We start from the raw sequence: 24,755 nt of genomic DNA, 5'->3' as shown, positions 1-24,755 counted from the left end.
GCCTGGGTGGCGGGGCGTCCGGGTCGTCTGCGTCAGCGGCTCCACACCAGGGTGAAGGCGCCAGGCTCAGAAATCTCGACGAGGCTCGCGTAGATCGGAGCCGGGAAGATCGGGTCGTCGAGCTTGACCGAATGGTAGGTCCGGCTGCCGTCCTTGGTGCGCCTGCTCCAGGCGGCGCCGAACTCGATCCCATTTCCCGCATAGGCGCGGAGGTCCGGGGCCTTTTCGCTGTCGGTCGCCGGTGCCGGGACGAAGCGGACCTTGGTGTTGAGCGACAGGGTCTTGATCTGCCCCTGGAAGGTGCCGTCCTCGTTGCGGGTGAAGGTGCCGATGGTCGCCATGATGTGCTCCTTGCGTCTTGCGGTGATCCGAGGCCGCATCGTCTGGCGCCCTTGATGGCCATCGACGGGACGGGGCGACCGCGGACACACCCCCGGGGTCCCCCGTGCGACCTGTCGCATGGGGACACCGAGGGGCCGCAGCGCAGCTGAGGACGGCAGGGCCGCGGCTTTCTTATCCTGCGAGGAATGCGGGGCTCGTGCCCCGCTGGGGAAGAAAGTTGCAGACCTGCCGTTGCGGCAGGGCGGGCGAGGCGCAGTCGTCCCCGTCCAGGTTGGCCCATCCGGGGACGCCGACGGAACGGCAAGGTATGAACGGATGCAGGGGAGGCGCATTGAGGCGTCGGTAGATCCGCCCATCGCTGTGACCGCCTCCTCAGGCACCGGCATCCAGACGGATGATCTCGCAGTCAGTTCGATATCGACCACGCCGGAGAGAATGCGATCAGGCTCCCCGGCACGTCGGGCTCGACGACAGGAATGACGGAGCCGTGCTGCACCGCGCGGTCCAAACGAGGCCCGCCGGTCGACTGGCTGTCGCAGTGACCTGGATGGCTGTCACCACTGGCTCCCCGAGCCTCGAACCGCTTGGCGCACAGGGGGCTCGATGATAAGCCCGTGGCTATCCGTCGAAAGTCACGCCACAGCGGGAGACCGCCGCCGCGACGGCGGCCCATCCCGGCAAAAGAGCCAGATCGTGGGCCATGCCGTCGAAAACCCTTCCACGGGTTCCCAGGCGCCGGCGAGTCGCACGTGGTTCCCGAGGCGTGAAGAGCGCGTCGGCGCCCGCCGCTGTCACGGCCGCGGCGGCCTGCCCCTATTATGATCGGAGTGTCGTGCTGGCTCTGATCTTCAATCAGGCAGAACTGCCTGCGCAAGATCGCGGTCACGCTTTGGGGATCAGCCAGCCCGTCTCAGCTCGTTTGGTGACGTTTCACGCCACGGCCGGAGCACCGCAGGAACGTTGACCTGCTCCACACCGCTGGTCCACACTGAGGGAGTAAACCCGCAGCCACAGTTCGGACCGCATCAACGTTGTCAGCAGTTTGCCGAGGCTCGGTGTTTTGGCTGGGGGACCTGGATTCGAACCAAGATTGACGGAGTCAGAGTCCAAAAAAGCAGGGTTTGCGGGGGTTTGGCGATCTTTGCCAAGCTGAAATTCTCTAGCTTTTTCAATACCAGCTGCGTTGCAGGCGTTTGTTGACCATTGGGCGGCTTTGCGCCATCTGCTTACCCATCGCTTACCCGATCGGATGTCCATTGATCTGGAGCGCTACCGGGTAAGCAGGCGGAGGGCCCCATTCATGCCGACGATGAAGCTCTCTCAGCGAGTGGTCGACGGGCTGAAGTTCGAAGGCAAGCGGGCGATCGTGTGGGACGCTGGCGAGCCGGGCTTCGGCGTCATCGTCTATCCCACGTCCAAGGCCTACACGGTGCAGTATCGGGTGGACGGGCAGTCGCGGCGGGTGAACCTCGGCTCAACCGCGGAGCACACGTTCAAGGACGCGAGGGCGAAGGCCGCCGATGTCCTACAGGCGGCGCGCAAGGGAACCGACCTCATCAGCCCGCCAGCCGCGAAGTGCATGACCTTTGAAGCCTGCACGCGCGAATGGATGGCTCTCAAAAAGCCGGAGTGGTCCGCGGCGACATATGCCGACTATGAGGACCGCTTCACCCGACTCGTGTTCACGCGCCAGGTCGACAACGGTCCCGAGGTCGGCATCGGCAGCAAGGCCCTACAGGACGTGTCGCCGGTCGACGTCGAGGCGCTGCACGCGAGCATGGCGGGGCAGACGCGGAATCAGAGCTACGTCGTCACGCTGATCAAGGCCGTGTTCAACTATGCCGTCCGCGCGAAGCACCTCGACCCGTCGCACCACAATCCGGCTTCGCTCGCGAAGCTGCCCCGGAACAAGGATGCGGAGGCCAAGGAACAGCGGGTGCTGACCAGCCCGGAAGTCGAAAAGCTCGGGAAGGCCTTGGCGAGCATGGAAGCCGCGGGGGAGGTGTCGCCCCACCTTGCGGGCCTTCTGCGCATCTCCCTGCTGTGCGGCCTGCGGCCTGGCGAGGCGCGCACCGTGACATGGGATAACGTCGACCTGAGCGCCCGCACGATGCGCGTAGTGGGGAAGACGGGGAAGCGAACCGTGCCCTTGTCCGACGCGGCCGTCGAGGTGCTCAAACGCGTTCACGACTACCGACAGGCTGCGAATCCCTACGTCTTCATAGGGCGCATGACGGGACAGCACCTTGTCGGAATCGCGAAGCAGCTCGACCGCATTGCGGGCAGGGCAGGCGTACCGCGCTTCAGTCCCTACGTCTTCCGCCATAGCGCTGCGACACAGTCGCTCGCGGGCGGCGCGGACGTACGGGCTGTGCAGGCGCTCCTTGGACACGCCGACCTGAAAACGACTATGGTCTACCTGCACGCGGATGACGAGCGGAAGCGCAAGGCGGCGAAGCACGTCGAGACGTTCGCGAAGGGCTTTTAAACCGAGATAGGCGGATTGAGAGGGCGTGCCATCTGGCTCATGGAAAGTGAAGGTCTACCGCCAAGCTTCCATCTACGCGTTACACGGCCAGGCGCTATCTGTGAGACCTGCACAACTGCTCCTATGTCCTTAAGCTTTGCATTTACGCTTTTGTCGTCGTGTCTAAAATTCTTGTTTGCCTCGTCAGAGGTAATGTACGCATGGGGCGTAAAAGCATTTATGCGTGCACGATCCGTCTGAGTGGGCAATGGATGTACGAGACGATCATAAGGCGTCACGACCGAAAATACGTCGGACACAAGCATGTCCGTCCAAACACGGTCGTTATGTGCATTCGCAGAGCCGTGATGAGGGATCTTGAAGAAACTTGAAGTCTGACGAGGTCTACCGAAACTACTTAGTATAGATTCCCAGCCTAATGTTACGTCCCGTTGGTTCTCGAGATCAGCACCTAACAGTATTGATTCTTCACCGAAGAGAATTTGGCAGACTACCGACAAGTTATTTTGATTATCTGCTTGTGCTCGAAAACGATCATGGCTTGGATCTGCTAAAATTTTGCTTATCTCGGTGAGAAACAGCGCGAACTGACCGTTGCTGGGAGCTAAGGTGTAGACCTCGCAGTCTACACCGTGGGAGATCGTGTCTTTCGGTAAAAGCCAAAGCCTTCTGTCTTTTCCAGCGAACTCCGGACAATTCTTCCGTTCTGCAAGAAGCCTGAGCACTTGAAGAAACTCTGAAGCTCCTCCCGAAAAGCGTCTTGTGATGTTTTTCGCATGTCGGACAGCATAGGCACAAAACTCAACACTTGTGAGCGCCTCAGAGCAGCAGAAGCGTGCCGACTTCGCTGCGGTTAGGAGGTCAAACAGCCCTTTGATGTGATCGTCGTGCCAATGTGATGCGATCACAAGTTTGATATCAGACGCGACGTCCGCCCCTATCTCCGCAAGATAGGCGAGAGGAACATTCTGTTTCGTATTCCGATCCACACAACAGTCGATGGTGATCCATTTTCGATCACCAAGGTGGATCAAAACAGACTCACCAAAACCAGGGCCAATCACCGTAACTTCTATTTCGTCAGATTCCGGATGCGTCAGAGCCATTTTTCAGAGCGCTCAAAGCCTGGGCCAGTTGAAGGCCCTCAGATTCAGATGTCAGGATCTCTCGCCTAGTCCAGGCTGGAAAGTCCCTAATCGCTATTCGATACGCATTCCGCTGCGTCCTTCCATTAATTTCCGTTCCTATTGCCCATCTGAATATAGATCCGGTTCTAAGCCGTTTTCTATCTCGAACTGCAAAGGTCTCAAGTGGGATGCTAGCTATCGTGAAGGGGGCATCACTTAATCTAATGTCTACTAATTGCGCGAGCACTTGACCTTCTGCCACGTCTTGGACGCAACCTTCCCATTCTTGCTTGGCAACGAATGCAGTTGGGAGACGCAATCTCGTATCTGTCGTTCGAGTAGAGATTGATTGCAGTGTTGCTTGTATCGCTTCTTTCGAAGGGCGCGGCACCTCACGCCCTTGTGTCTGAGACTGCTGAAACTTTGAGAATCGTAGCGCAGATTCATCAACCGGACGAAAACGCTTGGCAACTTCGAGAGCACGTTCACCACGAATGGTGTGTGAGTCCAAGTTGAAGTCATTTCTATCGATGGCGAATATCTCAGACATGATCGCGCTCAATGATGCTACACGTCGTCATAAAATGCTCGACGAAGCTCTTCGACTGCTCGATAGAACTGTCGTAAACATCGCCGAGTCTTGCAAAAATAGAAGAATTATCTTCGCCCTTTATAGGCTTTTCAAGATCAAAGTGATTGTTTACCTCAACGTAGACCCCCGGTCTATAAGTTGCAGAGGGCTCTATTTTAACCTGTGTGAACCCCTTTTTCTCATCATCGCGCCCATACTTGGTCATGCTGATTGACCTTAGACCGCCAGCCCTTGTTTCTTTTGAGATGCGATTTTGTGAGCCTTTCGGGGCCGGTTGATTTAGCTGCTCACCCCACTTGCCCCAAGGTTCCTTTGGCGCCAGTATATCGCCAAAGCTATTTTGAACCTTTTCCGAGCTAACTCGGAAATGGGATAAGTAGTTTATACCCAGTGCTCGTAAGGGTGTTTGAGGGAGGCAGTCCCCAAACAAACGAAGAGCTAAGTCAAAAATGCCAATACCAATTGTTTCAAGCGGAATCAAACTCACCCGCTCAGGCTCAACCGTAATTTGAAAGGATTCAGTTTGAAAGGACGTAATATCGGGGTGTACCACCGATATTTGCGCCTTCTGAGCTTCATCCTCGCCGATCAAGTCTTGGGAAAAAAACCAATAAGGCTGAAATATAGCAGGGTTGAAGTTGCCAACTATCACAAGTGTGTTCGACTCGACTTCTAGCGTTACGGGCATGATAACCGACACATTCCGCCGAAGCTGCACATTGGACCAAAAGCACCACATACCCAAAGGATGAAAAAACTGAGTTCACCCCGCCAATGATCTACTAACACCGGATGACAAAAAATCAAGGGTTGGTGGCCCTCGACGCCTGCGCGAATCCTCGGTTTTCCAATGAACGTAATGAGAGTACAATTCCACACAGGTCCACTGTGTAAGGGCGCGTTGGGATGAACACTTTCGAGGTCGCGGCGGTCATCCACCTCATTGACCATCTGTCCGAACCGTTGAGCCACATGTCCCACAAGGTCGCTGGGCACGAGAGTGCCATGGCGAAGATGGGGGCGAAGATGGCCGAGCACGGCCAAAGGATGACGCTCGGCATCACCATGCCTGTCGTCGCCGGGCTGAAGGAGATGGCCGACAAGGCGTTGGAATTCTCGCGCATTGAGAACACGATGCGAGGCGTGCTGGAACAGCGGGCCCGCTCCGTCGACAACCTGACCATGTCCACCAAGGCTTACGCGGCGGCGCAGATGGAAGCGGCAAACGCCGCGGCTGCGGTCGCTTACGACGGCGTTGGCGGCCTGCCGAAGGGCCTCGTCAATGTGAAGGAGTACAAGGATTCCGTGCTGGCCGCGGTCAAGGCCGGGTATCAGGACACCGCGACGAACGATCCGGCGCGGTCGATGATTCCCGCCGAGGCGCTGGCCAACCAGGCGGCCATCCTCGCCATCGCGAACCGCACGGACGCTCATACAGCGACGGACGATCTCATCGCGCTCGCCAACGCGCTGCCGATCGAAACCCGAGACAAGGAAGGCCACGCTCTCGGGATGGACGCGCTGAACCACAAGTTCGGCCACCTCGCCGACGTCCTGTCGACCATGTACACCTCGTCTAATTTCGAGGGGCATCACGAGGTGATGCAGTCGCTGAAGATGGCAGCGCCGCTCGCGCGCTTCTCCAATCTCGACCTCGGCCAAATCGCGATGATGTCCGCCACACAGAAGGAAGCGGGCTTCCGGGGTGACGAGTCGTCCGTCGCTCAGCGGTCCATGATCGGTTCGTTCATCGCGCCGAAGAATAGCGCCTATGGTGGGTTCGCCTCGCTCGGGCTGAACCTGCGCGACTATCAGAACATGACCGGCGGCATGAACCCCGAAGCGTTCCTCAAGCAAGCGGGGATGAAAGGCTACAAGGGTATGGATGCCGCAGTGATGAAAGCATGGGCTGCTTTCCAAAGCGACGACATCAACAAAGGCCATAACCTCGACGTGCTGGGCGGCGAGTGGCGCGAAGCCATCATGGCGACGGGCAAGGCGAAAAACCCAATCAAGCCCGAGATCGCTCAGAAGGTCGTCGACAAGTTCATGGACTCGTTCATCGGCTCCACCGATGTGCCGCGCATGATCGAAGACATCCGCAAAACCGGGCGAATGACGCCGGAAATCTGGTCGATGATCGGAGAGAAGCGGCAGTCCCCCCGCGTGATGCCGATCCTCAGGCCTCCGGAGACCAAGGAGGCCCGAGACGAGTTCGTCAACGAAGGCCAGCGCCAGTACGGGTCGAATTGGGAGATGATGATGGGGCTGAAGGGCCCGCTGGCGCCCGCCCCCACGCCTCAGCAGTACGTCGAGGAGCAGGCCGGCATTGCATCCCGACAGGCGGCGGAGCATGCCCGCAGCTTGGAAGGCGCCTACCTACAGGCCCACAACGCTTTCGAGATGGTCGTCTCAAAGATGGCCGAGCAACACGTCTTCGACGCTGTCGCGGGTGGCATCGTCAAGGTGCTAGACGCCGTCGCCTCGCTCGACCCGAAGGTTGTTGAGTTCGGCACGGAAGCGACCATGGCAGCGGCAGCGCTCGGGCCGCTTCTGACCATCATGGGGACGCTTGTCGGGCTCGGCGGGGCAGCGGGCAGGGCGGTCCCTGTGATCGGCCGGCTTGTCGGGATCGGCGGAGCTGCGGCGACGGCGGAACACGCGCTTGGCGGTGCCACGGCCGCGCTACGTGCCACCGGGACGGCGGCCAGGGATGCAGCTTCGGGCATGGGGGCGGCGGCCGGACGTGGCCTTGGGGCCGGTGCTGAGGCTGCTGTCGCTCGGGCGGAACAGGCTGCGGCGCGGGTCGCTGCGGCTGAAGGGGCCATACAGGCATCGGCCAGCGCTGCGGCGGATGCTGTCGAGGCGGGCCAGCGGAGCGCGCTGGCGACCCTTCAGCACGGCATGGCGGAACGGGCCAGCGCCGAGGCGAACGCCATCGCTGAGGGCGCGCAACGGTTCGCCGAACGCTCCGCCAGTTTCGTGCGGGCGATGGACAGCGCCGCAGTTGACGCCATGGCGAAGCTTGCGGAAGTGGGGGCGGACGCCGCCAAAGCCGCAGCCAAGTTCGATACGATTTCGGGCGCGGCCGACCGGGCAGCGGCCACGGCTGCGGAGAAGTATGCGCGCTTGGCCTCGCTGGTGAGCGAGCACGCGGAACAGGCCATCGCGCGGTCAAGCTCGGCCATGGCGGAGGCCATCGGCCAGGCGGAGAAGCGGGCGCTGGCCTCGGGTGACTTGCTCGGGAAGCTGGTGCCCCCCACTGCCGAGATTGAGCGGGCGCTCGGCGTCGCGCAGCGGGCGGCGGACGCGGCGGCTCAGGCGGCCACCAGCGCCGAAGCTGCCGCGCAGAAGGTGCTTGCCACCCAGGCGGCCAAGGGCAGCGCCGAGGATGCTGCGGCCAAGGCAGCTTCGCGCCTTGCCGACGCCATGAACGCCGCGGCCAGGGCGGCGGAGACCGCTGGCGGAAAGGGTGAAGCCGCCAAGGCTGCCGAGACTGCCGCGCAGCGCGCCGGCACGGTGGCGGCTGAGGCCGGGAGCAAGGCCGCCGCGATGGCTGCGGAGACTGCGGGCAAGAGTGGCACGCTGGCCGGTCGTACCGCCGAGGAACTGGCGGTGAACGGCGCTCGCTTCCAAGCCGAGAAAGCCGCTGCGGAAGCCGCTCAGGCCATCGGTCGGGCCAAGTTGCTCGGCATGGCGGCTCGCGGGCTGGGCATTGTGTCGGGCGTGGGTGATGTCGCCTTCGCCGCTCAGAGCGTCATCGATATCGGCACGGCCCGGCGAGATCGGGAGAACGATGTGGAGGGGCAGATCCGCCGCCGGTTCGATGCGGACGCCGCGCTGAAGCGTCGAATGGACTTCAGCACGTTCCACGACAGGGAGTATGGGAAGATCGGCTTCAACCCCTTCCGCTCCGGGATGCCCGAAAGCGTGTGGGAACAGGGGCGCCGGGCGGCCGATGAGTTCCACCGTGATCCCGAGGGTACGCGCGGCCGGAATGCGGTGGCGAACGAACGGCTGACAACGGCCGGGCAGGTGCCCGCGGGTCCGGCGCAGCCGCTCCAGGTGACGGTCGCGCCGTCTCAGGTGAGCGTCAACGGGTCCGCTGAGGTTCACAACACTACGTCCATCATCATCGAGCCGTCCACCTACTTCCTTGGGTTGGTGCGGACGGTGGAGCACTTGGCTCAACTCAGTCTGTCGGGCAAGATGGGAGAGACCATGATGGGTGGAAAGCTCGCCGGCAACAACGGCGTTCAGCCTAGCATGCCGTCACCGGCCTTGCTCGGGACCGGGCATATGTGAATTTTGTGGAGCTAGGCGTGGCGGACTTGAAGAATAGCGACAAACGCTTCTTGTTCGCTGTGCTTGCCGTTCCATCCCTCATGCTGGTCTATGGCCTTGTTCGCGCGATGCCTTGGACACCCGATTGGGTTGCAGCATACGGTGGATGGCTGAGCGGTATAGGCAGCTTCGCCGCCGCTGGAACGGCGTTGTGGGTGAGTACGCAAGAGCAGAGAAATAAGGAGAGGGAGCAGAAAATCGATTTGGACAAAAAAAGGCATGTAATACTCACTCGTATTCAAATTTATACGCTGAAAATTAGGACGCATGTTCAGGGAGTTTTACGACATGAGAGAGACGGCAGGCTTCGTATTATATTTGAGCAAGGTAATTATGAAGGTCTGTATGAGGTCCTATTTGGGCAGATCCGCCTTAATCCCCGGGACCCATTTAACGAGTTGCCCCTTATCGACGAAATCAGCGCTCCCATAATTATGTTTGAAGAAGAGCTTTCAGGTTATTTCGACTGCCTCGACCATATTAGAAAAAATAAAGGGAAGCCACCTCTGTTTTGGTATAACTCTGCCGTTGCCCGTGCAGCTTCGATCGAGATCAAAGCTACAAGGCTCAATGAGGCCGCCGTCTCACTCATCAAAACACTGCGAACGTCTTAGTTCTACCTTTCAATCGTCGCCAGCACGCGTTGCACCTGAACCGCCGACCATGTGCCGCCGCGCGCCGTGGGGATCTCACGGGCGTTCAACGCCTCAGCGAGGCCCCGCAGCGTTGTGACGCCGTCCGCCTGCAATGACGACAGGATGGGGGCAAGGTCCCCGGCGCGGGCCTTGGCCTTGCTCTGGCGGACCTGAGTGCCCTTGGCGCGGCCAGCGGCGCCGACCACGGCCAGGTTGCCCCGATCGCCGCCGAGCTTCGTGCCGCGAGCCTTGGCCGCCGCCAGCGCCGCCTTGGTGCGGGCGGAGATCATCTTGCGTTCGGCCTGAGCGACAACGGCCATGATCCCCACCACCATCTCATTGGCTTCGGGCATGTCGGCAGCGACGAACCGCACGCCGGCCTTCTGAAGGCCAAGCAGGAAGTGCGCATCGCGGGACAGCCGGTCCAACTTCGCGATGACCAGCGTGGCGCCGTGGAGCCGGCACAGCGCCATGGCCTCGGCCAGCTTCGGGCGATCGTCATTCTTACCGCTCTCGACCTCGACCACTTCGGCGATGAGCGACCAACGGCCGCCGTTGAGGAAGTCCGTCACCGCCGTGCGCTGCGCATCCATTCCCAGGCCGCTGGCGCCCTGCTTGGCGGTGGAGACCCGGAGGTAGCTGACGAACTTGCCATTTGCCATGGTGCCGACCCGCTGCAACGAAACACACTACGTTCGTTGCCAGAAACGTAACACAGCGCGGGGCAGTGTCAACCCCGCCACCGTGGCGTGGGAGGATGCCAAGCGCCCGCGGTGACCGGCTCAGGTGAGGCATTGACGCAACACTGGACAGAAAATCCAGCAAGCTCAAGGACCCTTCCCAATTTGAGCTTGCTACGCTGAAATCTGTTTTTTACGATCTTGGAACTTCTAAACATAGAGGTGGCTTTGATGTCGAAGTCGGGGAATATTCTTTTAATTGCTTTCATGCTGAATCTCAGCATTTTGGTTCCAACTGTTGCTTTGGCTGTCACAAATAAGGCCGAGGCTAGGAAACACCATCGAGCAGCTTTTGTAAGGAAATCAGGCACTAAGAAATTGCCGCAGATCACGGTAAAAAACGGCTCTATCGAGTCCCCGGAAACGGTTCCACTCTTCAAGAGCGTTCCTATTTCCAGCCTGCCGCAAGCCTTCCCGAAGTTCTTCGACCTGGACAAGGAGGGCAACAATGGAAAGTAGCAGAAATATTTTTATATCATTGTTCTCGCTATCAACTTTACTGGGTGGTTGCGGGCTTAGCGTTCCGACTCTGCATGAACCGTACGAAGAAGCGGACGTAGATGATGCAATGAGTTATCGCATCCAAAAGAGTATATATTGTGAGCTTCGAAAAGCCGTCAGCTTATACGGTCCTAAGAAAATATATCGATATGGGAAAATAGAGGACTCCATACCCAACGATTGGGCGGCGCAAGAAACGTTGCAGTTGCAGGTCGATGAGACTGGATCTCTCAATGCAAATATCGCCTACAATCAAACATTACGCACGGCTAGTCTTCCCTTTAAGGGTCAGGACCAAATCAAGGTGCCGCAGAGTTTCAGTCTCCCAGTTGGTGCTACGGCGTCCTCACAAGCAACACGAAATGAGAAGTTACTTTTCCTTTACGATCTCGGTCAATTCAAGATGCCGATCGATGTTGAAAAGGATTCATCGTGCCGACAACCTGGTGGGCCGCCTTATAAGGATTTGGACAGGCACGGTAGCTCTCTTTTGTTTGGAGATCTGGGCATAGGAGACTGGCTGAAAAGTGCTCTAGCAGCCTACAACAGTTTACCTACCTCGTATTCATTGGATAAATCACAGACGAAATACAATGCATTTTCATATGAGGTCAAATTCATCGTTACAACAACGGGTACGGTGAACCCGATGTGGAAGTTGGTGACAATATCAACGGGGGGGGGCGCTAACCCGCTCATCTCGGAAAGTAGGATGCGGACGCATGATCTGCTGATTACGATCGGTCCAACGCAAGAGAGTAAAACCCCTAGAGGCTTTGCTATAGGCAGAGTGCCGTCGCAAGCAGCTTTGAATCTTCACTTCACAGGTGAAATTCAGCAGGCAATCAGCGCTGGCTTCAGGTCGGCACTTGCACCCATCCAATGATAGCATGATTGTCGCCACGAAGGCGGAGGGTTGGTACATCACGGAATCCAGCTAGAAATCCAGCGATTCAGCCGCCTTGCGGAGGTACTCCGGGCTGAACCGCGCATAGACCTTTCGCGTCACGGTCACGTCGCGGTGCCCGAGGAATTGTGCGATCTCTTCCATAGGCACGCCGCCCTCAGCCATCCAAACCGCGGCGGTGTGACGGAACACATGGGCGGTGACGCCTTCGACCCCACTGCGCCGGCACGTCTGCGCCAACGCCGTTTTGAGCGAGGCGACGCGCCCGCCGCGGTACTGCACGACGAACGCCGTGGAGCCCATGGCAATGTGATCTCGCTGGCGCGCGGCCAAAAGCTCGGCGTGCAAGCGGTCGTTGATCGGCACGATGGCCCGTGATTTCGCGGTCTCTGGTGCTTTCGGGTCTGTGAGGTGAAGCCGGCGCCGTCCCATGTCTATTCGATCCCACGTCAGCCCGAGGATGGCTTCCCGGCGGGCCGCAGTCGCCAGCGCGAGTACGCAGAACAGCCGAACATGTAGGGCCGCGATCCCGTCCAGGAAGGTGCGCGCCTCCGCCTTGGTCAGGAAGCGATCCCGCGGCGGTGGAGCGCGCGGCCGAACGATGACCGGCGCACGGTCAAGCAGTCCTGCCTTGACGGCGTAGTTCAGTGCGTTTGAGAGGCGGTTCAGCTCCGTCAGGATCGTCCCGTCCTTGCGGCCCTGGCCCCGCCGATATTCAATGTAGCGTCGGCACGCCTCTTCGGTGATGAGGTAGGCTCGCAGATCGCCGAAGAATGAGAGCAGATGCTTCCACTCATAGGCCATCGTCGTGTAGGCCGGCCGGCCTTTAAGCCGCTCGCGATACCGCTCCCATACCTCGGCGATGGTGATTGTTGGCGCCCGCGCCTGTGCCATCGCTCGGATGAACGCGTCGGCGCGGACTTCAGCCTCAACCTTTTCCGTGGTGCCGAGGGAGTACCGCCGCGATCGGCCGTCCTCCCGCCAGTAGAGGGCGAACCGGCCCCGATGAAGCCGGAGCCGGTAGCTATGGAGCATTCAGCCTCCGAATGGGTGAGGTCATGAGGCTGCGGCCCTCGCAGAGCGTGCATTGGCTCGCAGACGAGTCGCGACGGCATTGAGGATGAGGGTTGTTCGGCTGACATCGCCGGCTGCCTCAGCCAGCATGCTGCGGATGGAGTTCGCGCGTTCGAACCTGTCCAGCGCATCGCGGCGGATCCGGTGCCTTTGGCCGACTCGGAACGCGGGCAGGTGGCCGCCTTCGATGAAGTATCGAATGGTTTCACGCTTGCAGTTCCACCGCTCGGCTATGTCAGCCGTCGTCAGGGTCATTAAGCGGACCTCGGCCGCGGTCGGCGCGCGAACCTGATGCCGAGCCTTGCCGACCCACTCCGCCGCTTGCAAATCGTCCAACTCGAATGTCTCGTCTTCGAAGTCGGGATGATCGGAGAACATGTGCAGCGTGAAGCCAATGTCCGCGTTCCGGCACAGCAGGGAGCCGAAGGCGCACCATTCGTGGACCCACGCGCGCGTGGTCTTGACGCGCTGGGCTGGTGCGAGCGCCTCGGTGCGCTGCATTATGAGCGCCATGGCGTCGCCGAGGTCGGCGGGGTTGACGAGGTAGTCATGTCGGATCGCGCAACGGCGGGACGGGTTCATGGGTGATCTCACGGCCTTAACCTGGCGCAAATTATTCCAGCTTACGGCGTAGTCAACGCATTTTGTTCCAGGTTGGCCCATGATCTCCGTCAGACAGCTCAAAGCCGCTCGCGCCCTCCTTGGCTGGAGCCAGGATGAGATGGCGTCGAAGTCCGGCCTTTCGCGCACCACGCTCGGGCGTCTCGAAATGGCCGACGAACAGCTCGGCGGATATGCGACCACACGAGACAAGATCGTCCGCACATGTGAGGCGGCAGGCATAACGTTCCTCTCCGAGGATGATGGCTCCGAAGGAGTTAAGATCAGCGGCTCGGAATGAGCAAGTTCAATGTGTGTCGGGACATGTAGGTCCTCACACATACATCGTATGCGCTGGCAGACTTATGTCGCTCTGCCGCCTCTGCACTTGTCGTGTTTGTCGGGTTCTGGAGTGAGTGATTGCATGGTGCGACAAGTTGGCCCGTCTGCGCATGCTGCTGTGCCGAGCGAGACATCCATGCTCGAACGCCGCACGATACGCCTATGAGGCTAAGAGGCACATCGGTTCGGCTCGCCTGCATCGCGGTGGGTGCAGCGCTGTCGGCATGCTCTCTCGCGCCCGAACCACCGCCCGATGTGGTCGCTCCCCTCGCGCCGCTACCGCCCCACGGCCTCACTTTGCGCATGTCAGGCCGGGGCATCGCCCGCCATCGCATGCACCTCGCACGAGAGACGAAGTCGCATCGCCACTGCGCCAACTTCGGGTACGGCCAGCGCTCGGCGTTCGTCCGAGCATTGGCCCGGAGGAACGAACGTCACCGCAGCTCGACCCGACGCCGGCCCTTGCAAGCCCCGTCCCGAACGGCGCGACAAGGCCCCCACCCATCGGAGCATGGGGCGCCACCATTCCTGGCGCTGTGTCTGTGCGTCCTGGTAGCTGGGCAACTTCACCATAGAGTGTGTGTTGAGCAGGCACGCGCGCCGGCCACGTCCCATCCCGCCGGCCGCGTCGAGGTCCGAACGATGACCATCCGCGCCGCCGGCATCATGACAGCCATAGGCCTCACCATCGCGGCGACGATGCCGCTCGGCGCCATGCCGCTGAGCCGCATGTCGCTGGGCCTTGATGTGCAGCACGTCAGCCTGCACGAGCTGTCATCGCGCTCGCTACTCATCCGCCGCGGCGTGACGACGTTGGCGGTGGGGCCCGAGTGGACGGAAGGATGGGGCGTGCCGATCGTCGGCAGCGTGCGCATCCGATCTGCGCAACTGGAGCGTTGGTAAGCCGTGAGCGGCTCGCTGGCGGGCGTTTGATTGATCAGGCTAGTCAGGTAGCGGGCAGGTCAACTTTGCTTCTGTGCGAGGCTGTGACGAGCGCCTGAGAGCATGGGGCAGGGCACGGCCCCGCCGGCTGGTGGGCTGGAGCTGGCACGCGGCAGGCGTGGCGCGCTGGAGGCGGCAGGCTGGCACCGCCCCCCCCCGGTCACGGGTCCCTGCTAGCCACCCCCCGGGGGGCCGGGGGCTTGCGCTGCCCCTGAAAAGCACATCGATTTTTTGTGAAATACGAACTGTTGGCCAGAGGCGTCGAGCAAAGCGGCCGTGAGTTTGCGACTGTTCGATCAATGGCGCACAAGCGTTTTCACAACGGCCGGTATGAGAAGTTGGTCGTTCTCCGCTTGGTTTTGACCTCCATCACTTACCCACATGACTAGATAACATTGAGCATTAGGTTCGATATCGCTTTCATCTGGTACACTTGAGCCTTGTATAAGGCTGAATCCGATAAGTGCAGCCTGATGGGCAGGTATTGAGAATTGGCTTGTATCTTCTCGGAGGCGAAGCACAAAGTTAGACTTTGGCTTCCCTTCGGCGCTACACCTTACGAAGGCACCTGGCTCGGGGTACACAGGTAGGCTTAAGGGATTGATCGCTCTTAGGACGACTTCACCGGGCAGAACCGTATGAAGTTCGGTTTTGATCGGGTTCGGTTTGTGTGGAAACTGATTTGCATAGTTCGAGTACGCTAAACTCGCGAGAGAAAGGGCACCAATCACCCAAGGCGATCCCACGCCTACCAAACGCGTCCACCAGTACAAGCCCTGGAAAGAACGACATTTGGGGCAGACTGTCGCGCGCCTGTCTATCGGGCTGAAGCAACTTGAACACGGCTTTTCAAAAAGACCTGCAGCAGGGGAAGGTTGACCTGCGGGAACGGGCTGAGCGTCAGTCATCCATCATCTCGCTGTCGTGATAGGCGCGACACCTAGCGTGGTCCGGATGCCAAAGGAATGACCCCTATCCCGCCCGAACGCAGCGATCCCCAAAATTTCGACCCGCTCCGGCATGTTGCGTTCCACCTCGACCGGATCAGACACCGCGCCCAAGCTACTGCCCCCATCCTGCTTCGCTCGGGCATCGGTGAGCCTGCGATCTGCCTTCGTCCGCCTTCATCCGCTCCGTCCGGCTCGCCCCTCCCCCATCCTTAAAGGATGGGGGGAGTGGACGGACGAAGCCCAAAGGTTTACGGAAACAGCCCTTTTCCGGACGAAGGCGGACGAAGCTAAGCCGTTGCACGCACTAGCTTACTGCGTCCGTTTCCTCGCCCATGTCCTTCGTCCGGCCGGACACCCGTTTTCCGGACGAAGCGGCCGGACGAAGAACCGGACGAAGGAATGCCGTTTCCGCGTGCCTCAGGAGCCCTCGGGCAGGGAGATTTGCCGACTGTTTCCCGTTCCGATCCGGCGGAGACGTGGGGGTGTTGTCTCGACAAGATCCGCTATCAGATCCTGCAACACCGTTCGGCCGAGCGGTTCTTTCCTTCCGCGGCGGCGTTTGGCGTTGAAGGTCGCGAGTAGGTCGCCGAACCGGATGGCCTGCTCAGGCGCCTCCGCAACGATTCCGAGGATGAGATCATGGCGGGCGACCTCTTCAGGGTCTGGCGGGATGGGGGTAGCGTCGACAGGCTCGGGCAGGGCAGCCGCCTCGGCCTGATCCTCATCGTCCACGGCGCCCATCGCCGAACCATCTGAAGGCTGCTTGCCCGGCTTCGGCAGCTCGACCACCGCCACCGGCGCCCGTTCCATCACGCCATCCGTGTTGAGCCCCGCATCCCACTCGACCACCTGAAACCGCACTACCTCGCGGCTGCCGCTATCCCGCTGCTTGCCGGGCACCAGCATGAGCGCGCCCTTCTCCGCCTTCACGCTGAAGGCCGCGTCCACGTTGGACGTCACCGCCGTCGAGCCTGCCGCGCCCTTGCTCGGGTCCTTTGTCTCGTGATGCACGAAGCCGACCGCGCAGCCGTGAGCATCGCGCAGCCGGGCCAGCCTCGCCGTGAACACCCCTACGTCCTTCGCAAGGTTCTCATCCGCGCCGGGCGTGACCTGGCGCATGGTGTCGAAGATGACGAGCGCGCATCCGACGTCGTGGCGCTGGTGGAACGTCTCAACCTGCTTCGATATGGCGACGAAGTGCGCATCGCTGGTGAACATGTCCGTAGCGACCCGGCGAGTTTCAATCGGCCCATCATCCTCGGCGAAACCGATCGCAGTTTGCCGGAGGTGCCAAGCATCTTGCCGCCGCACGAACCCGTCCGGCCCCTCTGGGCACACGTAGAGCACGCCCGCCCGCATCACCTTCCGCCCGGCCCAATCGCGGCCATAGGCGATGCTGTAGGCAAGATCCGTCGCGATGAGCGTTTTGCCGGTGCCCTCTCGGCCATGGATGACGAACACCGTGTTCGCCGCGATCATGTCGGCGATGAGCCAAAGCGTCGGTTTCCGCGTCCTGGTGCGCAGGCTGGCGCGGGTCTCATATACAGGAGCGGGCGTGATCTCGGGCGCGTTGACGGCCGCGCGCAGGCTTTCGAAGTTCGATGGCAGCGGCTCCCATATGCCCGCCCGAATGCTGCCGAGCATAACATCCAGGCGCTTCGCCGCGGCGCGGCTCAGGCTGTCCTCTCTCAGCTCGCGCCGGATCGCAGCCTCGGCCGGTGCCGAGTCACTGTCGAGCACCACGGCGTTGAGGAAATCGGCAAGGGCGCTGTCCCCCGTACTACGGCAGTCCGGCGCGGGCATGTCGCCATCGTCCACCATCCCGAACGCCTCACCTGTCGAGATCGGGCGCGCATCGGCATTCTTTCCCCACTCGCGCGCGACGTCATAGGGCGCGTACAGGCCCTGGCCGCGGTAGTCGCTGAACACGCCAGCGCCGTCCCATGTGTCCAGCAAAGCGACGAAGTGGTGGACCGTCACCGCCTGCGATCCCCGGCGCCCGCGCAGCGCTTGAGCGAGCTTCCACCGGTTGTCGCTGTGGTCGGGGCTCGGGTGGTCCCATAGCTCGCCGATGCCGAAGGCCGGGCTCCGCATCTCGGCAGCCAGCGCGTCCACTTCAGCCTCAGGGATGTCCACCTCGGGTCCCGCTTCGACCTCCGCCTGTAACTCGGGAAACTCGGGCTTCGGCTGTGCTCCCGTCTTCCCGCCGTGCAAGGCGCGAAGGCAGGGCGGCAGCTCGGGCAGGGTATCGATGCGGATGGCCTCGACAAGGTTCAGCGAGCCCGCCGCGGGCACATAGCGCCTGGCCGTCCCGTCGCCATCCGGCGCGGGAGGGAGCAAGCTGCCCGGCGCCACAACAAGGCCGCCCATGCCCTTCCAATCCGCCTTCAGCTCGCGCGCGACGCCGTTCCCAAGGCCTTCGGGGTTGCGGAACCACGCGTGACGCCCCTCGCGCCGGCCGGATGCCACGATGGGGGTCCGGTTCGAATCGAGGCTAAGGCCGTGTGCGACCAGATGCGCGCGTAGCAAGGCCGCGTCGGCGTTGTCGCCTTCCTTGTTGTCGCAGTCGAGCACGATGGCGCCGCACAGGCCGGGGCTGATGCCCGTCGCCAGTTCGCCGGGCGTGCTCCGCCACCAATGTCGGATCGTCGCCTCGTCAGTTGTCGAGCCGATGCCGAGCGGTTCAAAGCCATGCTTCGCGACAAAGCGGTCGTGCCGCGCCTGCCGTCGCTCAGGAGAGATGTCCCGATCCAGCTCTCCATACATACAGATCGCCGGCTCTTTGTCTTTGAGCGGCATGATCGGGATGCCGTTCGCCGCGAAGTGCAGCGCGACTTCCAAGTTATGTGCTTTCCGGCTTTGGGCGGTTGTGCCCTTGCCGTCCTCAAACTGATCCGCCATAATACGCTCGCGAACTGAGAGAACCTAAGCCCGTTCGGCATCGCAAGTGCCGTGCGGGCTTCTTTCTGTGCGGGCGCCGGGTGAGACGGGGCGGGTGTCCGGTACAGGGATGCCGTGCGATCTAGAGCCTATTGAAGAGGTCCCGATCGGCGGCCTATGACGATGCCTGGCTGAAGCTCGTTTGCCTTACCTTCTCCCGTTTCGAACAGGCCGTGAATGCCTGCGGAGTAGCGGGCATGTGCGTCGAGCGCTCTGAACCAAGCATCCTGCCGTGCGAAGCACGTCACCACCAGCAAGGCCCGCCGAGCCGGGCGGAGTATGGCTTCCAGCCTTGTCGCGACTGGTCCGATAGGGTCCAGGCTGAAAATAACGAGCGTGTCCGATGTCCGCGTGAGCCAATGTAGCAAGCGAGTGTCGAACGCTTCAGGGCCGGTCGGTTCTGTCGCGTTATTCGCCGCCAGCGCGGCCACGTGAAGCCCGGACAGGCTGCGTACCCGAGGCCGAAACTCGGCTAGCGGAATGGGATAGTGAGGCGGAATGCTCGTGAAAGCAGCGCCCTCGCCGAGGTGTACGCCATGGGAGCCAAATGGCATTAGAGGCGATAGGAACGTTGGCACCAAGCGCGCTTGTGCAGCGCCCCCATTTGGGGTAATCATTACACGGTCTCCAGATGTGAAATGCGACGCCGAGCCTAGCCTCTCGGCGTCGTTTCGCGTTTCAGGCGGCCTCGACGTGGCGGTGGCGTGCTGTGCGCTCGTAGCGCTGGCGGCGCGCGGCCATGTGCCGTTCCGACGCCTCGGCCTGCGATGTCAGGTAAGCGAGTAAGTCGCTTACCCGGTAGAAAACGCGGCCGGACATTTTGATGTACTTCGGACCCGGCTTGCCCATCGAACGATTGTGGGCGCGCGTGGCCGTCGAGCCAAAGATGCCGAGTTCGTCGACTTGCTTGTTGTCGAGGATCTGGGTTGACGGCAGGTCGAAGATATTGAGCGGTGATGCGGTCGCGTTCATCCGCGATCCTCCGAACATGACCGTCTTGCAGGTGTGCGGGCACGCTGCGCAACAGGTCGGTTGGGAAGGGTCGTCAGGTACGCGGCGCCCGTCGTGTAGGCTGTCCGCTCCGGCCCCTGGACACTCAGCGCTGAAGCGCTGCCAGGCACATTACCGTTATCGCGAGGGCTCGACGCCACTCGCTGCTATGCCCAGCGCCTTCGAACGCCGCACAGCTCACTGCTTGACGTCCGCATCATCTGTCAGGAGAAGCAGGTTTGTCAAGCCGACAAACGTCCCCAATGATTTCAACGGGGAAGGTGGAAGCCTCGCGGGGTGCTTACCTGCTGCTTACCCGGTTGGGGTGGGGCGGCTTACCCGTACGCTAAGTGCTTGTATTCGTTGGCTGGGGGACCTGGATTCGAACCAAGATTGACGGAGTCAGAGTCCGCTGTTCTACCGTTGAACTATCCCCCAACTGAGCCCGATCACGTCTTCCATTCCTCTGAACTTCGAGAGGTCGAAAGATGGTGTCGGCATCGGCTCGGCCGGTGTGGTGCCTATACGGCGCGGAGGCGGGCCGCGCAAGCTGTTTTTGTCGCTGGGCGCGGGGAGGGGGCGGTGTCGGGATGGTCCGCCCGCCCCGTCGCGTCCGGCTCGCTCAGCCGTGAGGCGCCGCGGCGGCCGGCTTGGTCCGGGCACCGCGGCGGGCACCCTTCTGGCCGGTCGCCGCGGCGGGCGGCGCCTTGCCGGTGGCGTCGAAGCCGACCAGGATCGTGTAGTCCTCGTCGGCGTCGGCCGTCACGAAGGGCACTGCGATGGGGTCGGACACGATCTGGAACGTGGTCGCGTCCTCGCCGGCGGCGATCGTCGCCGGCACCTGGTAGAGCTTGGTCGCCACGGCCTTGCCGTCGCCGTCGTGGCGCACCGCGATGCGGACCGGCACCGTGAAGGCGCCGGGGCTCCCCGCGGGGCCGAGCAGCACGCGGCCCTCGACGCCGACCTTCAGCAGCACCTCCTTGCCGCTGTGCGTGCATTCGCGCGCGACCTCGCCCATGGAGAACTGATAGCGCACCGCGTCGTTGGTCTGCGTCGCCCCCGCGTAGGTGCGATACGAGGCCGTGCCGTCGAGCACCTCGATCGTGGGACATTGCAGGGGCCGCTCGGCGGCGCCGTTCGCCACCGGGGCCGGGCCCGGCGTCGTGGTGTTGAAGGCGAGGAGGTTGCCGAAGGCGGAGCCCACCCGGCCCGCCGAGGGGATCAGATTGTCGGTCGCCGCGCATCCGGCGAGGGCCAGCCCCGCACAGCACAGCGCCAGGGCCCGCGCTCCAACTCGTCTCATCCCCGTCGTCCCTCCGTCCCGGCGCGGCGCGCCCGATCCCACGATCCTACCACGCGCGCACGGCCGGTGCCGGCCGCTCGCGTCACGGCAGCTTGTCGAAGCCATCCTTGAAGCCCGTGAGCGTCAGCGGGATGCCGATCCCCTCTTCGGGCGTCTGGAAGATGATAAATGTCGCCGTCGCGCCCGCCTTCAGCTGGTCGATGAGCTTGTCCTCCATGGCCACCTCGGCCACGCAGCCGGTCGGCAGGCAGCGGACGAAGCCGGCCCGGCCCACGTCCGCATTGTCGATCTTGAGCCCGAGCCCCGACGGCAGCAGCACGCCGAGCGGCGCCACCACGCGCAGCAGGCGGCTCTTGCCGTCCGCCGTCTTCAGCACGATCACCACGAGGTTGACGTTGGGCTTGTCCTCGGCCTCGATGCGCTGCAGCAGGGCGCATTGCTCCTTGGGGGCGCCGGACGGTGTTTCGCAGCGCATCTCCCAGTCGCCGTACTTGCCCTTCACCACGCCCTGCGCCCGCGCCGGCGCGGCGCCGAGCGCCGCGAAAGCCGCGCCGGCCAGCACCAAGGCCGCCACGGCCGGCGCTCGATCGAAGGGGCGCTCGGCCGCCGCTCGGCAGCCTACCCGCGCCGCGGCCGCGACGGCCCGCAGGATTGTCAGCATGTCGTCTCCACCGCTGGCGGGCCCGCCCCGGTCGCGGAAGGCCGACGGACGCTCCCGCCCTGGCGCGAGGCCTGACAAAAACGCCGAAGGGAGTCAAGGCGCGGCGGACGAGCCTTCAGGGGGCGAAGAGCGGGGCGACCGGGCGCAGCGCGACGCCGTCCATCGCCTTGGCGAGCACGCTGCCGTTCGGCTCGCCCCGCGCGCGGTCGAGCTCGCGCCAGTGGAGGCCGGCCCCGTCCGGCAGCAGGATCTCGCCGTCGATGGCGACGATGCCCAGGTCGTCCACGCGCCGCAGCCCGTCGAGCAGCCGGTGCAGGTCGGTGTCGGCGGTCACCGGCCACAGCAGGTCGAGGTCGGAAGCGGGCCCGAGATAATCGAGGCCCGTCAGCGCCGCCCACAGGAGCGAGCCGGACGCCCGGGGCGCGACGCCGACGTCCGCGCCGAGGTCCGCGAGCGCCCGGCAGGCCGGGCCCCAGGCCGGGGGCGCGGCCGCGAGCGCAGCGGCGGACAGCGTCGGCTCGGCGACACGCTCCGCCGCCGTCCCCGGGGGCAGCGACAGTTCCAGCCGCAGCTTGCCGAGGCGGGGGGGCAGGGGCACCCCGAGCGGCACGATCCCCGCACCGTCGCCGGTCCCCCGGCGCCGCACCACCGCGGGGCGGCGGAAGGTCGCCCAGCCGGCCACGACGGCGCGCGCACCGTCGGCGAGGGCGGCGAAGGCTTCGGACCGCGCCAGCGCGGCGTCCCAGTCGGCGGGCGCCACGCGAACGAGGTCGTGGCGCGCGAAAGCGGGGGCGGCTGGCCGGGTCACCCGGCGCGCGCCAGGGCGAAGTCGCGGCAATGGTCGAGGTACCCACGCTCGTGGCGCGCCACGAGGTCGACCACGGTGGTCCACAGCCAGGACGGCGCGTCGAGCCCGCCGGCGCGATGCAGCCGCAGTTCGTCCGCCCAGGCCCGGCGGTCGGCGGGCTCCATCTGCCGGGCATGCGCGTGGCCCACCACGGCGGCGAGGAAGCGCGCGGCACCCACCGCCTCGTCGCGGGTGAGGTCGTCGATCTCGAGCTTCAGGTCCTGCGGCATCAGTTCCCGCAGCACCACGGGGCGGCCGAGCAGGCGCGCCGGCAGCATGCGGTCGCCCAGGCAGGGCGACAGCGCGCGGGCGCCCTGCACCACGCGGTCCGCGGGATCGGCCGCCGGGGCGTCCGGGGTCGCGGGGGCGACGCTGGCCACCGCTTCCTTGACGTCGATCAGGCAATAGCTCGGCTTCGCCTTGCCGGAACCGATGCGCAGCAGCACGGCGTAGCGCAGAGTGCCCAGCGACGAGCAGCCCTTCATCCAATAGGCGGCGTCCAGCACCGTCACGGCGTGGTGGCGCCCGCGGCCGTGCAGCGCGCCGACGAGTTCCAGGGCGGCCTCCGACGACACCAGCGCCGCGATCGCGGAGCGCTCCGCCTCGGACAGGGGCCAGAACCGCTTGCCGAGCGGGATGGTGGGCTCGATCCGCTCCAGCCGCTCCTGCGCGAGGTGTTCCCAGCGCCGGTGCGTCGCCCGCCGCAGCACGGCCCGCACGGCCCGCCCCGCATGGGCCTCCGACAGGCTCTCGTCGTGGCCGAGCAGCGCGTCGCGGTAGCCGTGGACCATCTCCTCCAGCATGTGGGCTGTGGTGACGCCGGGCAGGTCGGAACCCCGCGCGGCCGTCGACAGCGACAGGCCGAGCCGGATCACGTCGTGGGCCGGGTTGCCCAGCACCGTCTGGTCGAGGTCGCGGATGCGGATGCGGACCTTGCCGGCCGCGTCGGCGAGCGGGCCGAGGTTGCCGAGGTGGCAGTCGCCGCAGATCCACACGGGCGGCGCCGCCGGCACCAGGCCGGCATCGACGTCGCCGAGCCAGGCGTAGAACTGCGCCGTCGAGCCGCGCACATAGGCGTGGGCCGAGCGCGCCATCTTCAGCGTGCGCTTGCGCTCCAGGACGCCGGCACGCTCGTCGAGGCTGGGGAAGCGCGTCGGGTCTCGTCTGTCGGTCGGCATGGAACGCTCACTCGCCGGGCCCCGAAACGGGTCCACCCTGGGCAACGGCGCCCGCTCCGGATTCGTTCGGTCCGTCGACGCCGCTGCGCGGTTCTGAAGCGAGCGTGGTGAACCACCCGGCATAGGGGGTGTTGCGCGCCATGTGCCGGTTCAGGTCGGGGGCGCCGTCGTCCCACCAGACCGGGCCGCGCTCGCCCAGCCCGCGCTTGGCGCGGTCCACGGCGGCATGCGCTTCGGCCTCGGCGGGGCGGTCGGCGGCGCGCTTCGCCGCCCCCACGGCCCGGCGGGCCCCCATCAGCTCGCGCACCAGGGTCGCGCGCTCGGCCGGCGGCAATCCGGGGTCGCTGCAGCGCCAGAGCCGGCCCCGCACCGTGAAATAGCGGCCGTCCGGCGTGACGGGCGGGCCTGTCCGGGGTTTCGAAGGCGCCCCGTCGCGTTTCGCCATGGCGTCGTGCTCCCGATGCCCGTCGACGCCCCGACGCGGCCCGCGGTTCCACCGGGGCCCCGCCGCCGCCGCAGGGCCGCGCGAACGCTGGCGGTGCTGGCGGCACGGTGCGGCTCATGCGAAAGGACGCCGCATGACCGCCGACCCGACCCTCCGCACGCTCCGCCCGGACGACGCCGAAGCCTGTGCCGCCCTCGTCCGGTCCGCCTTCTCGGCGCAGGACGTCGTCACCGACCCGCCCTCGTCCGCGCTGCGCGAGACCGGGGACAGCCTGCGCGCGTGGATCGCCGCCGGCGGGGGGGTCGGCATCGCCGCGGGGGATCGGCTGCTCGCCCTGCTGCTGTGGGCCGAGCGCGACGGCGGCCTGTATTGCGGCCGGCTCGCCGTGGATCCGGCGGCGCGGGGCAGGGGCTTCGCCCGCGCCCTGGTGGCGGAAGCGGAGCGCGAAGCGCGCCGACGCTCGCTGCCGCGGCTCCACGTCCGCGTCCGCCTCCAGCTCGCGGGCAACCTCGCCCTATTCGCTTCGCTGGGCTTCCGCGAGATCGCCCGCGACGTCCATGCGGGCTATCCGGAGCCCACCCTCGCCGTCCTGGAGAAGCGTCTCGACGGGTGACCCCGGGTCGGGTTCGCAGGACCGTCGTCGCGATGACGTCGCCCGCGATGCGTCGGGGCTCGGCGGCGCCGGTGCGGGCCGGCCCGACGCTCAATCCAGCGTGGCGCCGCACCCGGGACCAGGCCCCGCTTCGCCGACGCGGTTCGCCGTTTCCCAACCCGCCGGTTTCGCTTTATAGCGGCAGCGGGACTCGA

General features: G+C 63.8%; 21 protein-coding genes and 1 tRNA gene. 8 read left to right on the top strand and 14 right to left on the bottom strand.

The window, feature by feature from the left end:
* Nucleotides 1–32: 32 nt before the first annotated feature.
* On the bottom strand, nt 33–341 hold the full coding sequence (locus tag D3273_RS02100) for a DUF736 domain-containing protein (protein ID WP_129222987.1): 309 nt from the start codon (nt 339–341) through the stop codon (nt 33–35).
* A 1,301-nt stretch (nt 342–1,642) separates the two neighbouring features.
* Between D3273_RS02100 and D3273_RS02095 the strand changes: the two genes are divergently transcribed.
* Complete coding sequence (locus tag D3273_RS02095; RefSeq protein WP_165359338.1) at nt 1,643–2,830, top strand: site-specific integrase; 1,188 nt, start codon at nt 1,643–1,645, stop codon at nt 2,828–2,830.
* Here the strand turns inward: D3273_RS02095 and D3273_RS02090 are convergent.
* Together D3273_RS02090 and D3273_RS02085 are read right to left on the bottom strand one after the other, a co-directional pair.
* Nucleotides 2,827–3,936, bottom strand: a complete 1,110-nt coding sequence (locus tag D3273_RS02090) for an MBL fold metallo-hydrolase (RefSeq protein WP_129222983.1) — start codon at nt 3,934–3,936, stop codon at nt 2,827–2,829. The two genes, D3273_RS02095 and D3273_RS02090, sit on opposite strands and share 4 nt — an antisense overlap.
* A 563-nt stretch (nt 3,937–4,499) precedes the next feature.
* Nucleotides 4,500–5,237, bottom strand: a complete 738-nt coding sequence (locus tag D3273_RS02085; protein ID WP_129222981.1) for a hypothetical protein — start codon at nt 5,235–5,237, stop codon at nt 4,500–4,502.
* A 218-nt stretch (nt 5,238–5,455) separates the two neighbouring features.
* On the opposite strand from D3273_RS02085, the gene D3273_RS02080 reads away from it, so the two are divergent.
* On the top strand, nt 5,456–8,854 hold the full coding sequence (locus tag D3273_RS02080) for a phage tail tape measure protein (RefSeq protein WP_129222979.1): 3,399 nt from the start codon (nt 5,456–5,458) through the stop codon (nt 8,852–8,854).
* Between the two features lie 17 nt (nt 8,855–8,871).
* The gene (locus D3273_RS02075; protein WP_129222977.1) at nt 8,872–9,507 is read left to right on the top strand and encodes a hypothetical protein; all 636 of its coding nucleotides are present in this window, start codon (nt 8,872–8,874) and stop codon (nt 9,505–9,507) included.
* Between the two features lie 2 nt (nt 9,508–9,509).
* On the opposite strand, the gene D3273_RS02070 is transcribed toward D3273_RS02075, so the two are convergent.
* Nucleotides 9,510–10,190, bottom strand: a complete 681-nt coding sequence (locus D3273_RS02070) for a recombinase family protein (RefSeq protein ID WP_129222975.1) — start codon at nt 10,188–10,190, stop codon at nt 9,510–9,512.
* Between the two features lie 249 nt (nt 10,191–10,439).
* Between D3273_RS02070 and D3273_RS02065 the strand changes: the two genes are divergently transcribed.
* Complete coding sequence (locus D3273_RS02065) at nt 10,440–10,727, top strand: hypothetical protein (protein WP_129222974.1); 288 nt, start codon at nt 10,440–10,442, stop codon at nt 10,725–10,727.
* Nucleotides 10,717–11,655, top strand: coding sequence for a hypothetical protein (locus tag D3273_RS02060; RefSeq protein WP_129222972.1), 939 nt, complete (start codon nt 10,717–10,719; stop codon nt 11,653–11,655). Before D3273_RS02065 ends, D3273_RS02060 begins: the two co-directional genes overlap by 11 nt.
* 51 nt (nt 11,656–11,706) lie before the next feature.
* Here the strand turns inward: D3273_RS02060 and D3273_RS02055 are convergent, their stop codons facing one another.
* Together D3273_RS02055 and D3273_RS02050 are read right to left on the bottom strand one after the other, a co-directional pair.
* Nucleotides 11,707–12,711, bottom strand: a complete 1,005-nt coding sequence (locus D3273_RS02055; RefSeq protein WP_129222970.1) for a tyrosine-type recombinase/integrase — start codon at nt 12,709–12,711, stop codon at nt 11,707–11,709.
* Nucleotides 12,712–12,732: 21 nt separating this feature from the next.
* Nucleotides 12,733–13,332, bottom strand: a complete 600-nt coding sequence (locus D3273_RS02050; RefSeq protein ID WP_165359337.1) for a helix-turn-helix domain-containing protein — start codon at nt 13,330–13,332, stop codon at nt 12,733–12,735.
* Nucleotides 13,333–13,411: 79 nt separating this feature from the next.
* Between D3273_RS02050 and D3273_RS02045 the strand changes: the two genes are divergently transcribed.
* Together D3273_RS02045 and D3273_RS02040 are read left to right on the top strand one after the other, a co-directional pair.
* On the top strand, nt 13,412–13,651 hold the full coding sequence (locus D3273_RS02045) for a helix-turn-helix domain-containing protein (protein ID WP_129222966.1): 240 nt from the start codon (nt 13,412–13,414) through the stop codon (nt 13,649–13,651).
* 683 nt (nt 13,652–14,334) lie between these two features.
* Nucleotides 14,335–14,595 (top strand): hypothetical protein, encoded by a 261-nt coding sequence (locus D3273_RS02040; protein ID WP_129222964.1) that lies wholly within the window; start codon nt 14,335–14,337, stop codon nt 14,593–14,595.
* A gap of 1,406 nt (nt 14,596–16,001) precedes the next feature.
* Here D3273_RS02040 and D3273_RS02035 read toward each other — a convergent pair.
* From D3273_RS02035 to D3273_RS02000, 8 genes are all read right to left on the bottom strand, one after another.
* Nucleotides 16,002–18,485: an AAA family ATPase gene (locus tag D3273_RS02035; RefSeq protein WP_129222962.1), complete on the bottom strand. Its 2,484-nt coding sequence runs from the start codon at nt 18,483–18,485 to the stop codon at nt 16,002–16,004.
* 717 nt (nt 18,486–19,202) lie between these two features.
* A complete protein-coding gene (locus tag D3273_RS02030; RefSeq protein ID WP_129222960.1) occupies nt 19,203–19,496 on the bottom strand; it encodes a hypothetical protein in 294 nt (97 codons plus the stop codon).
* Nucleotides 19,497–19,878: 382 nt separating this feature from the next.
* A tRNA-Gln gene (locus D3273_RS02025) sits at nt 19,879–19,952 on the bottom strand.
* Between the two features lie 184 nt (nt 19,953–20,136).
* Nucleotides 20,137–20,817: a hypothetical protein gene (locus D3273_RS02020; RefSeq protein ID WP_129222958.1), complete on the bottom strand. Its 681-nt coding sequence runs from the start codon at nt 20,815–20,817 to the stop codon at nt 20,137–20,139.
* A gap of 82 nt (nt 20,818–20,899) precedes the next feature.
* Complete coding sequence (locus D3273_RS02015; protein WP_129222956.1) at nt 20,900–21,478, bottom strand: invasion associated locus B family protein; 579 nt, start codon at nt 21,476–21,478, stop codon at nt 20,900–20,902.
* A gap of 115 nt (nt 21,479–21,593) precedes the next feature.
* Nucleotides 21,594–22,286 (bottom strand): malonate decarboxylase holo-[acyl-carrier-protein] synthase, encoded by a 693-nt coding sequence (gene mdcG / locus D3273_RS02010; RefSeq protein ID WP_129222954.1) that lies wholly within the window; start codon nt 22,284–22,286, stop codon nt 21,594–21,596.
* A complete protein-coding gene (locus D3273_RS02005; RefSeq protein ID WP_129222952.1) occupies nt 22,283–23,503 on the bottom strand; it encodes a DUF2252 family protein in 1,221 nt (406 codons plus the stop codon). Before D3273_RS02005 ends, mdcG begins: the two co-directional genes overlap by 4 nt.
* 7 nt (nt 23,504–23,510) lie before the next feature.
* The gene (locus D3273_RS02000) at nt 23,511–23,948 is read right to left on the bottom strand and encodes a hypothetical protein (protein WP_245500933.1); all 438 of its coding nucleotides are present in this window, start codon (nt 23,946–23,948) and stop codon (nt 23,511–23,513) included.
* Between the two features lie 133 nt (nt 23,949–24,081).
* On the opposite strand from D3273_RS02000, the gene D3273_RS01995 reads away from it, so the two are divergent.
* On the top strand, nt 24,082–24,561 hold the full coding sequence (locus D3273_RS01995) for a GNAT family N-acetyltransferase (protein WP_165359336.1): 480 nt from the start codon (nt 24,082–24,084) through the stop codon (nt 24,559–24,561).
* Nucleotides 24,562–24,755: the final 194 nt, after the last annotated feature.

It is taken from the genome of Lichenibacterium minor, from assembly GCF_004137685.1.
Lineage (GTDB): Bacteria > Pseudomonadota > Alphaproteobacteria > Rhizobiales > Beijerinckiaceae > Lichenihabitans > Lichenihabitans minor.
Note: the sequence above shows the minus strand (reverse complement) of the source record. Positions and strands in the feature narration are given on the sequence as shown.